9 protein-coding genes, 1 pseudogene and 1 riboswitch are annotated in these 9,307 nt (G+C 70.3%); of the genes and pseudogenes, 7 read left to right on the forward strand and 3 right to left on the reverse strand.

Annotation, left to right across the window (positions count from 1 at the left end):
* Positions 1-210: 210 nt before the first annotated feature.
* Positions 211-433, reverse strand: a pseudogene (locus C4313_RS10205) (thiamine pyrophosphate-dependent enzyme); the annotation flags it as partial.
* A 118-nt stretch (positions 434-551) separates the two neighbouring features.
* Here C4313_RS10205 and C4313_RS10210 point away from each other — a divergent pair.
* Both C4313_RS10210 and C4313_RS10215 read left to right on the forward strand, forming a co-directional pair.
* Positions 552-1,682: a hypothetical protein gene (locus tag C4313_RS10210; RefSeq protein ID WP_352429758.1), complete on the forward strand. Its 1,131-nt coding sequence runs from the start codon at positions 552-554 to the stop codon at positions 1,680-1,682.
* Between the two features lie 45 nt (positions 1,683-1,727).
* Complete coding sequence (locus C4313_RS10215) at positions 1,728-3,056, forward strand: C39 family peptidase (protein WP_352429759.1); 1,329 nt, start codon at positions 1,728-1,730, stop codon at positions 3,054-3,056.
* A 6-nt stretch (positions 3,057-3,062) separates the two neighbouring features.
* On the opposite strand, the gene C4313_RS10220 is transcribed toward C4313_RS10215, so the two are convergent.
* Positions 3,063-3,224, reverse strand: a complete 162-nt coding sequence (locus C4313_RS10220) for a hypothetical protein (protein ID WP_352429760.1) — start codon at positions 3,222-3,224, stop codon at positions 3,063-3,065.
* 120 nt (positions 3,225-3,344) lie between these two features.
* Between C4313_RS10220 and C4313_RS10225 the strand changes: the two genes are divergently transcribed.
* From C4313_RS10225 to C4313_RS10240, 4 genes are all read left to right on the forward strand, one after another.
* Complete coding sequence (locus tag C4313_RS10225; protein ID WP_352429761.1) at positions 3,345-4,283, forward strand: SPFH domain-containing protein; 939 nt, start codon at positions 3,345-3,347, stop codon at positions 4,281-4,283.
* Entirely contained in the window at positions 4,280-5,251 is a 972-nt protein-coding gene (folD, locus tag C4313_RS10230) for a bifunctional methylenetetrahydrofolate dehydrogenase/methenyltetrahydrofolate cyclohydrolase FolD (protein ID WP_352429762.1), read from the forward strand. Before C4313_RS10225 ends, folD begins: the two co-directional genes overlap by 4 nt.
* A gap of 30 nt (positions 5,252-5,281) precedes the next feature.
* A riboswitch (TPP riboswitch) is annotated at positions 5,282-5,412 on the forward strand.
* Positions 5,413-5,491: 79 nt separating this feature from the next.
* On the forward strand, positions 5,492-6,814 hold the full coding sequence (gene cytX / locus C4313_RS10235) for a putative hydroxymethylpyrimidine transporter CytX (RefSeq protein ID WP_352429763.1): 1,323 nt from the start codon (positions 5,492-5,494) through the stop codon (positions 6,812-6,814).
* Between the two features lie 18 nt (positions 6,815-6,832).
* Positions 6,833-7,450: a TenA family protein gene (locus C4313_RS10240; protein ID WP_352429764.1), complete on the forward strand. Its 618-nt coding sequence runs from the start codon at positions 6,833-6,835 to the stop codon at positions 7,448-7,450.
* Here C4313_RS10240 and C4313_RS10245 read toward each other — a convergent pair.
* On the reverse strand, positions 7,438-8,796 hold the full coding sequence (locus tag C4313_RS10245) for an NAD(P)/FAD-dependent oxidoreductase (RefSeq protein ID WP_352429765.1): 1,359 nt from the start codon (positions 8,794-8,796) through the stop codon (positions 7,438-7,440). The genes C4313_RS10240 and C4313_RS10245 overlap by 13 nt on opposite strands.
* Before the next feature lie 102 nt (positions 8,797-8,898).
* Between C4313_RS10245 and C4313_RS10250 the strand changes: the two genes are divergently transcribed.
* On the forward strand, positions 8,899-9,307 hold a 409-nt coding region (locus C4313_RS10250), incomplete at its 3' end, for a tetratricopeptide repeat protein (RefSeq protein WP_352429766.1).

Here is a 9,307-nt window from a genome sequence, read left to right on the forward strand (position 1 = left end):
CTCTACCTCCCCGTCATCGAAATCCAAGTCATCCACGCCCCGTAGCCCCGCGGGGGCAGGAACCCCAAAACCTGCCCCCGCCCATCTCTTCCCTATGGGATGGGAACAGCCTCCCGGGCGAGGCGGGCGCCCTCCCGCAACGCCAGGACGTTGCGCGCCATCAGATCCTGATAGGGACTGAACATGTGGGTCTCCAGAGCCCGCTCCACATCCTCTCACCATCGTGCGGGCCATCTGTCCGCCCGTCATCCCGTAGTTGGCGTTGTTGATCAAGATCATGGTGATGTTCTCGCCGCGGGCGGTCGTGTGCACGATCTCCCCCACCCCGATGGAGGCCGGAACCCCATCTCCCTGGGTCGGTGAAGCCGATGCGGTCGGGGAGCATGCGCGTGATGCCCGAGGCCATCGCCGGCGCTCGGCCGTGAGGGGCCTCCCCCAAACCCATGGCCAGGGATCTGCCATCGGCTTCCCCTGTATGGGGAAAGGGATGACAATGCATCCCAGAGGGATCGGACAAGAGGAGAGCCCGAAGACCACGACGGGAGCCCGCGATGTCAAAAACGGTCCTCGTGCTGATGGTTGGACCCCTGGGCGTCCATCCGCTGGAGCAGCAGATGGGCCGCGTGCTCCGGGCCGCCGCCCGGGAGACCCTCCGGCGGATCATGGCGACCGGCCGGATCGACCGGGTCATCGTCGCCGCGCCCGATCCGGCAGGGCTGGAGCCGCTGGAAGGCGAGGGGCCTGACGTGCGGCTGGATGTGGATCCGGACCCCAGGGGGTTCGTGTTCGGCACCCGTCTGGCCGACCTGATCGACCGCCACCGGATCCCCCGCCTGCTCTACATCGGGGCCGGCGCCTCCCCCCTGATGTCCACCACAGACTGGGCGGAGGTGCTGGCCGCCTTCGCGGAGATAGGGGAAGGGGTGCTGACCAACAACTTGTACTCCAGCGACTGGATCGCCGTGGCGCCGGCGGCGGCCGTCCTTCGTCACGTTCATCGGCTGCCCACAGACAACGCGATGGCCTGGGTGCTCCATCGGGAGGGAGGGCTCCCGGCGCGGGTCTGGCCCTGCTCGACGGCCTCGCTGCTGGACCTGGACACGCCGGTGGACGCGCTGATCGCCGCGCAACACCCCCTGGCCCCGGAGGCCCTGCGGGAGGCCGTGGTGGAGGCCGGCTGGGACGCCTCTGCGGTGCGGCGGCTGCAGGAGTTGCTCCGCACGCCGGGAAGTCGCCTGGTGATCGCCGGCCGCGTCCCTTCCTGGGCCTGGGCTGCTCTGGAGCGCCACGCTCAGGTCTGGACGCGGGTGTTCAGCGAGGAGCGCGGCATGCAGGCCAGCGCCCGCATGCTCCGCGGCGAGGTGCGCTCCCTGGTTTACGCGTACCTCCAGGCGGTCGGCCCCGAGCATTTCTTCCAGACGCTGGCCGAACTGGCGGACGGGGCGCTGCTGGACATCCGGGTGTGGATGGCCGCCGCCGGCCGCTGGCCGGATCCCGTGGACCGCTATGCCGCCGACCTCCGGATGCCGGGGGCGATCCGCGACCCGGTCATCCGCGCCTGGGTGGAGGCCGCCGCCCGCGCCCCGCTGGCCCTGCTGCTGGGCGGCCACACGCTGGTCTCCGCCGGCCTGGTGGCGATGCTGGAAGCCGCCATGGGGATCCCCCGCCTCCCCCTCGCGTGATATAAAATTACGGTAGCCCGATTCCGGGATCCGGAGGGTCGGGCGATGCCGCGCTGGCGGTGGTGGGCGTGGGGATTGGCCATGGCCGTGCTGGGGATGGGGGCCCTGTGGGAAGGCCTCCACCGTCTGCCTCCCCGTTACGTCGCCCGGGTCCTTCCGGAGCCCCTCCAGCTGTGGTTCTGGCCTGCCCATCCGGACCGAGTTCCCACGCCCATGGCCACCCCTCCCGCCGACTGGCTCGCTGCCTGGCTGACGCCCTCGGCCGGAACTCCGCAGCCGTCCCCTGCGCCCTCCATCCCGCGCATCCCCTCCCTCCGTCCCCCGACGGCCCCGCCCCCTCTACGCCCCACGGTGACCCGGCCGGCCCCGACGCCCACGGTCACCCCGGCGCGGTTCCCCGGACCCACCCAGGCGGCCCGCAACACCCCCGCTGCCCTGGAGCAGGCCGACGTCCTGCTGTATGGCGTGCGCCATGCCTTCCAAACCTGGAACAACTGCGGGCCGGCCACCCTGGCCATGGCCCTGAGTTTCTACGGGTGGCCGGGGACCCAGAAGGAGGCCGCCGCCGTCCTGAAGCCGGACCCTGAGGACAAGAACGTCTCGCCGGAGGAGATGGCCGCCTTCGCCCGCCGCCTGGGGCTGGGGGCGAAGGTGCGGGTGAACGGAACCCTCGACCTCCTCCGGCGCCTGCTCCGGGCGGGCTTCCCCGTCATCCTCGAGACCGGCTTCGAGCCGGACCCCAAACAGGGGTGGATGGGCCACTACCGGCTGCTCATCGGCTACAGCGAGCGGGCAGGCCAGTTCATCGTGATGGATTCCTACATGGGGCCGAACCAGGGGGTGCCGGCGGAGGAGGCGGACCGCTACTGGCGCCATTTCAACCGGACCTATGTGTTGATCTACCGTCCGGAGGAGGAAGGCCGGCTGCGGGAGGTGGTCGGGCCGGACTGGGAGGACGATCGGCGGATGTGGGAAGGAGCGCTGGCCCGCGCCCAGCAGGAGATCCAGGCGAACGCCCAGGACGCCTTCGCCTGGTTCAACGCCGGGGCGGCGCTGCTCCGCCTTGGCCGGCCGTCGGACGCCGCGGCGGCCTTCGATCAGGCCCGCGCCCTCGGGCTGCCCTGGCGGATCCTCTGGTACCGTTTCGAGCCCTTCGAGGCCTACCTCGCCGTCGGACGCTACCGCGAGGTCATCGCCCTGGCCGACGCCAACCTGCGGGTGACGCCCTACGTCGAGGAGTGGTATGACTTCAAGGGCCAGGCCCTGCTGGCCCTGGGGGATCGGGAGGGGGCCCGGGCGCTCTTCCAGCGGGCCCTGCGGTTCAACCCCAACTTCGCCACCGCCCGCGCGCACCTGGCCATGGTCTCTCCGTGAGACAGATCACCGCGTGTCCGCGCCCTGCAGCCAGGCCCCCAGGGCGATCAGCCACCCGCCGATCCGGCCCCGAAGGCCCCCCGTCTCCTCGCCCGCTGCCAGACGGGCCAGCGCCTCGGCGCGCGCCCGGGCGTGCGCCTCCTGCTGATACCAAGAGGAATCGGACAAGTCCGCAGCCATAGAAAGGGCTGGGGCCCCATGGGGTTGAGCCCGTGCCCTGGGGCAGGCTCTCCCCACCGGGCCTCGAAGCCGGTAAACTGGAACCACAGTTTCCTGCGGGAGGTCACGATGGAGAGCGCGCTCACCCTGCTGGTGCTTTTGGCGTGCGGCGGCCTGATCGCGTTGGCCCTGCTGGGCTCGATGATCCGCATCGTGCCCGAATACCAACGCCTGGTGGTCTTCCGCCTGGGCAAGGTCATCGGGGCCAAAGGGCCGGGGCTGGTGCTCCTGATCCCCATCGTCGATCGGGCGATCACCGTGGACCTGCGGGAGCAGTTCCGGGAGATCCCCCAGCAGACCTCCATCACCAAGGACAACGCCCCCATCGGCATCGACTTCCTGATCTATTGGCGGGTGGTGGATCCTGTCCAGAGCGTGGTGCAGGTGCGAGACTTCGTCTCGGCGGCGGTGGGGATCGCCACCACCACCCTGCGGGCGGTCATCGGCGACATCCTGCTGGACGATGTCCTGGCCAAGCGGGAGTACATCAACCAGGCCCTGCGGGTGAAACTGGACGAGGTGACCGAGCGCTGGGGGGTGAAGGTGACAGCGGTGGAGATCCGGGAGATCCAGCCGCCGCGGGATGTGCTGGAGGCCATGACCCGGCAGATGTCGGCGGAGCGCAACCGCCGCGCCCTGGTGACCGAGGCCGACGGCAAGCGGGAGGCGGCGGTCAAGGTGGCGGAGGGCGAGAAGCAGGCGGCCATCCTGAAGGCCGAGGGGGAGAAGGAGGCGGCCATCCTGCGGGCGGAGGGCGAGCGCCAGGCTCAGATCCTGCGAGCAGAAGGGTTCGCGATGGCCCTGGAGCGCATCTTCGCCGTCGCCCGCACCCTGGACGCCAACACGATGACCCTGCAATACTTGGAAGCCCTCAAGGCCTTGGGGGCCAGCCCGGCCACCAAGTTCGTCTTCCCGATGGAGTTCACCCGGCTCATCGCCCCCCTCTCCACCCTGGTCGGCAACGCCGGATCCGGGGTCTCCCCGGAGGGGGCCCAGCCGTCCGCATGAAGCCCAGGGCCCTGCGTCGGGGCTCGCACGAGGAGAGACCCGTGGCGGCACGCATCCTGGACGGACGGGCGATGGCCGACCGCTGGCGGGCGTGGGTGAAAGCCCAGGTGGCCGCCTTCCGGGACCGCACCGGACGGGTCCCCGGCCTGGCGACCATCCTCATCGGCGACCATCCCGCCTCACAGAGTTACGTGCGGGCCAAGCAGCGCGCCTGCGCGGAGGTGGGCATCCGCACCCTCCACCATCATCTGCCTGGGGAGGCGGACCGTCGGACGGTGCTGGGGCTGCTGGGCCGTCTGGCGGACGATCCGGAGGTCCACGGGATCCTGGTGCAGTTGCCGCTGCCGCCCCACCTCGATGAAGAGGAGATCCTGGGGGCGATCCCCCTGGAGAAAGACGTCGACGGGTTCCATCCCTGGAACATCGGCCGCCTGGGGCTGAAAGGGCGGGATCCGTATTTCGTCCCCTGCACTCCCCTGGGGATCCTGACGATGCTCCAGGAAGCGCAGATCCCTATCGCCGGCCGCCGGGCGGTGGTCCTGGGGCGCAGCCGGATCGTGGGGCTGCCGATGGCCCTGCTGCTGTTGCGGCTGGACGCCACGGTCACTGTCTGTCATTCCCGAACCCCCCATCTGGCCGAGGTGACCCGCCAGGCGGACCTGCTGATCGTGGCCGCCGGCCGGCCGGGCCTGGTGCGGGGGGAGATGGTGCGGCCCGGGGCGGCGGTGATCGACGTGGGGATCCATCGGGTGCCGGATCCCCAGGCCCCGGGAGGTTACCGGCTGGTAGGGGACGTCGTCTTCGAGGAGGTCATCCAGGTGGCGGGTGCCCTCACCCCGGTTCCGGGGGGCGTTGGCCCGATGACCGTGGCGATGCTGTTGGTCAACACCCTAAAGGCCGCCCAGCGCCAGGTGGAGGGATCGGCCTCCCCGTGGCCCGAGCCGCCTCCGGCCACCGCCCCTCTTTGACAGCCCGGCCGCATCGATTTAAAATCGCCCCGAAGCGACGTGGGGAGTCCGCGGGCAAGCGGGCTGAGAGGGCGCCTTGCCGGCCGCCGGCCGGCCCCGGCGCCGACCCATTGAACCTGATCCGGGTCATACCGGCGGAGGGACTGTCGCTGGGCTTCGCACCCCTCGCCCGTCCGTCGGCGGGCGTTTTTTGTTCCCCCCACGCCGCTTCGCCCATCCCATCCGTTCCGGAGGTGTGCCATGGCGCTCCGAAAGGCGTGGATCCGCGCGCTCCCCCGCCTCCAGGCGCCCCCCGAGTGGGGCATCGAGCCGGTGCCTGTCGAAGCCCGACGGCTGGGGTTCCTCGATTACGCCGTCCTGTGGGGAGACCTCGGCGTGGGGTTGTTGGTGATGGCTGCGGGCGCCCTGCTGGTGCCCGGCCTGGGCCTCCCGCAGGCCTTGCTGGCCATCCTCCTCGGGACCCTGCTGGGGAACCTGCTCCTGGCGGCCACCGGTTACATCGGCAGCCGGACGGGCGCTCCCACCATGGTGCTGCTCCGCCCCTCCCTCGGGCGCTGGGGCTCTTTCCTCCCTACCGCCCTCAACGTGTTGCAATTGATCGGCTGGGGCGCCTTCGAGATCATCGTCATGGCTCAGGCGGCGGACCTCATCAGCCGCCGCTTCCTCGGCTTCTCCAACTATCCGTTCTGGGCTGTCCTCTTCGGGCTGTGGTGCACCCTGATGGCCATCGGCGGCCCCCTGGTGGTGGTGCGCCAGTGGCTGGAGAAGTTCGCGGTGTGGCTGGTGCTGTTGACCACCCTCTGGTTGACGATCCACCTGGCGACCACCTACGACCTGGGCGCCGCCTGGCGGCGGCCGGGGACCGGGGAGATGCCCTTCTGGCTGGCCGTCGACCTGGTGGCGGCGATGCCGATCTCCTGGATGCCCCTGGTGGCCGATTACAACCGCTTCGCCCGGCGGCCCGGGCCGGCCTTCTGGGGGACTTACATCGGCTACCTCATCGCCAACGTGTGGTTCTACGCCCTGGGAGCCCTGTTGCTCCTCACCGCCCAGACCGGGCAGTTGGTGGAGGCCATCGGGGCGCTGGCCATCGGGTGGATCGCTCTCCCCATCATCCTGGTGGACGAGACGGACAACGCTTTTGCGGACATCTACTCGGCGGCGGTCTCCCTGCAGAACATCTGGCCACGGGTCCGGCAGGCCCTCTTCGCCACTCTCATCGGGGGGATCTGCCTGATCCTGGCCCTCACCATCCCCCTGACCCAGTATGAGAACTTCTTGCTGCTCATCGGGACCGCCTTCGTCCCGTTGTTCGGGGTGCTGGTCGCCGATTACTTCGTGCTCCGCCGATCCTACACGGAGGAGGATCTGTATCGGCCGGCCCCGGTGCGGCCGGAGGGGCTGATCGCCTGGGCCTTCGGGGTGGCGACGTATCAGGCCCTCACCTGCCTGGCCCCCTCTGTCGGCGCCACCTTCCCGACCTTCTTGGTCTCCTTCCTGCTCTACCTGGGGATCGCCCAGGCCCGCCGCTGGCTCCTCCGCCCCCGGTCGGCGACCCCCTGAGGGATCCGGAGGAATCCGATGGGACGCGCTCGGGATTTCTGGGAGGCCTGTCAAGATCTGGTCCGGATCTGTGAGGCGCACCCCTTCGTGCAGGGGATCGCCTCGGGGGCGCTCCCGCGGGAGCGCTTCGCCTTCTACGTAGGACAGGACGCCTTCTTCTTGGACGCTTTCGCGCGGGCCTACGCCCTGGCCTTCGCCAAGGCGCCCGATCGGGAGGCGATGGCCGACTTCCGGGCGCTCCTGGAAGGCACCTTCGAGGAACTCCGGTTGCACCAGGGATACGCGGCCCGCTGGGGGATCTCGCTGACCCCCGAACCGGCCCCGGCCACCCGGGCCTACACGGACTTCCTCCTCCGCGTGGCGGCCCTGGAGCCGGCCGGGCACATCGTGGCCGCCATGACGCCCTGCATGCGCCTGTATGCCCACCTGGGCCGGACCCTCCGCCCCTTCACCGACCCCGCCAGCCCCTACCGGGAGTGGGTGGAGACCTACGCCAGCGAGGCCTTTGAGGCCCTGGCCCGCCGGCTGGAGGGGCTGCTGGACCGGCTCCCAGGCGAAGAGGCGGTTCAGCGGGACCTTTACCGCACGGCCATGGCGCTGGAGATCCGGTTCTTCGACGCGGCCTATGGACGGTGACCGGGAGGATTGTCCGCTGCCTGCGGGAGCGGCGCCCGCACCAGGCGCCGCTCCCGCGCCGCGTCCTCCAGGATCATGGCCGCCGCCCGCCGGCCCAGTTCCACCGCGTAGTTGGTCCCCCGATCCCACGGATACACCTGGCTCATGCTGGCGAAATAGAGGCCAGCCAGCGGCGTGCGCACCGCTGGGATCATCCGCGAGTAGTTCACGGGGACCACCGGCTGGGCATAGGGCTCGCGGAAGACCCAGTAGCGCCGGACCCACTCCGGCCGGAACGCCGGGTTGAACCGGGGCAGCGCCGGCAGGAAGGTGCGCAGCAACGCCTCGGGGGACATGGAGAAATACGGATGCTCCGGCGGGAGGTAATCCCCACAGTAAACCAGATGCTCGCCCCCATAGTGCTCGGCCGGGATGTAGTTCGTGTGCTCCACCAGGGCGAGGAAGGGAAAGCCTGCTCGCTTGGGCAGGTTGATCCAGTAAACCCCCTGGGTGAGCGGGCGATCCAGGGCCAGGATCAGGACCACCGCCCCCAGGGCCTGCAGGTGCAACAACTGGCCGGCATACGAGGCCGGCAGGGCCGGGACCAGACGGACGAGCAGGCGCGGAGAGGTGGTCACCAGGACCGCATCGTAAACCACCGCGCCGTCCGCCGCCTCCACCAGCCACCCGTCCCCTTCGGGCTCCAGCCGGAACACTGGGGTCGCCAGGCGCACCTCCCCGCCCTGCGCCCGGACCCGATCCACCAGGGCGTCGAAGAAGGCCTGGAAGCCGCCTTCAAAGGTGCCCAGGCGGGGGCTGCGCTTGTGGATGCGGGCCCAGAACCAAGCCATGTTCACTTCCGTGTAGGCCTCTCCGAACTTCCCCTCCAGCAGCGGCTGCCAGATCCGCTCATAGGCCCGCCGGCCCATATGGCGCGGCAGCCATTCATGGGCGGTCACCCGCTCCAACGGCTCCCAGCGGAGGGTCAAACGCAGATAGGCAATGACCAGCCCCATGCGCAGTTTCTCCGGCAGGGAGAGGCCGGGGAACTGTAGCACCGCCAGCGGGCTGTCGAAAGGATACGGACGCTCGTTATACCACACGGCGGTGACCGGCCGGAGGAACCGCACCCGATGGCTCAACCCCAGTTCCGCGATGAGCCCCAGGATCGCCCGGTCGGAGGCGAACCAGTGATGGTAAAACCGCTCCAGGGACCAGGACCACCCCTCGGCTTTGAAGCCCGAGGCCAGGCCGCCTGCCTGGGGCGCGGCTTCGTAAACGACCACCTGGGCCCCGTGGCGGGTCAGGTCGTAGGCGGCTGCCAGGCCAGCCGCCCCGGCCCCCACGATCGCCACCCGCAACGCCATCGGCTGCCTTCCTCACATTGCCTTTCCCGCCGGGAATCGGCGGGCCATTGGGGGTATTATAGCCTGGAGCGCCACCCCATTTGCCGGAGAACGCTGATCGACATGCGCTGGATCCGAGTGGCGGGCCTCCTGATCCTGGGCCTCGCGATCCTCCCACTGGATCCGGAGAGCGCCATGGTGGCGTCGTGGATCCGCGCGGGCGACCGCCTCTGGGCCGAGGGCCGCGGGCTCTCGGCACGCCGTTTCTACGAGATGGCGCTGGCCCGCCGCCCGGAGGACCCCCGGGTCCTGCACCGAATGGCCCGCCTGCAGACCGCCCTGGGCGAAGAGGAGGCGGAGGCCCTCTGGCGCGCGGCCATGCGCCAAGGCGACCCGACGGCGCTGCGCGGCCTGGCCGAGGTCGCCACCCAACGAAGGGATTGGCCCACCGCCTGGGCCCGATGGCAGGCCTGGGCGGCCCAGGCGCCGGAGGACCGCGAGGCCTTTGCCCGCTGGGCGGAGGCCGCCCTGG

The sequence above is a fragment of the Thermoflexus sp. genome (assembly GCF_040289485.1).
Classification (GTDB): domain Bacteria; phylum Chloroflexota; class Anaerolineae; order Thermoflexales; family Thermoflexaceae; genus Thermoflexus.

Bases quoted from the DNA above. Each gene is read 5' to 3' on its own strand.
- C4313_RS10210 (WP_352429758.1), top strand. From the start codon at position 552: ATGTCAAAAACGGTCCTCGTGCTGATGGTTGGACCCCTGGGCGTCCAT.
- cytX (WP_352429763.1), top strand. From the start codon at position 5,492: ATGGCGCTCCGAAAGGCGTGGATCCGCGCGCTCCCCCGCCTCCAGGCG.
- C4313_RS10240 (WP_352429764.1), top strand. From the start codon at position 6,833: ATGGGACGCGCTCGGGATTTCTGGGAGGCCTGTCAAGATCTGGTCCGG.
- C4313_RS10225 (WP_352429761.1), top strand. From the start codon at position 3,345: ATGGAGAGCGCGCTCACCCTGCTGGTGCTTTTGGCGTGCGGCGGCCTG.
- folD (WP_352429762.1), top strand. From the start codon at position 4,280: ATGAAGCCCAGGGCCCTGCGTCGGGGCTCGCACGAGGAGAGACCCGTG.
- C4313_RS10245 (WP_352429765.1), bottom strand. From the start codon at position 8,796: ATGGCGTTGCGGGTGGCGATCGTGGGGGCCGGGGCGGCTGGCCTGGCA.
- C4313_RS10215 (WP_352429759.1), top strand. From the start codon at position 1,728: ATGCCGCGCTGGCGGTGGTGGGCGTGGGGATTGGCCATGGCCGTGCTG.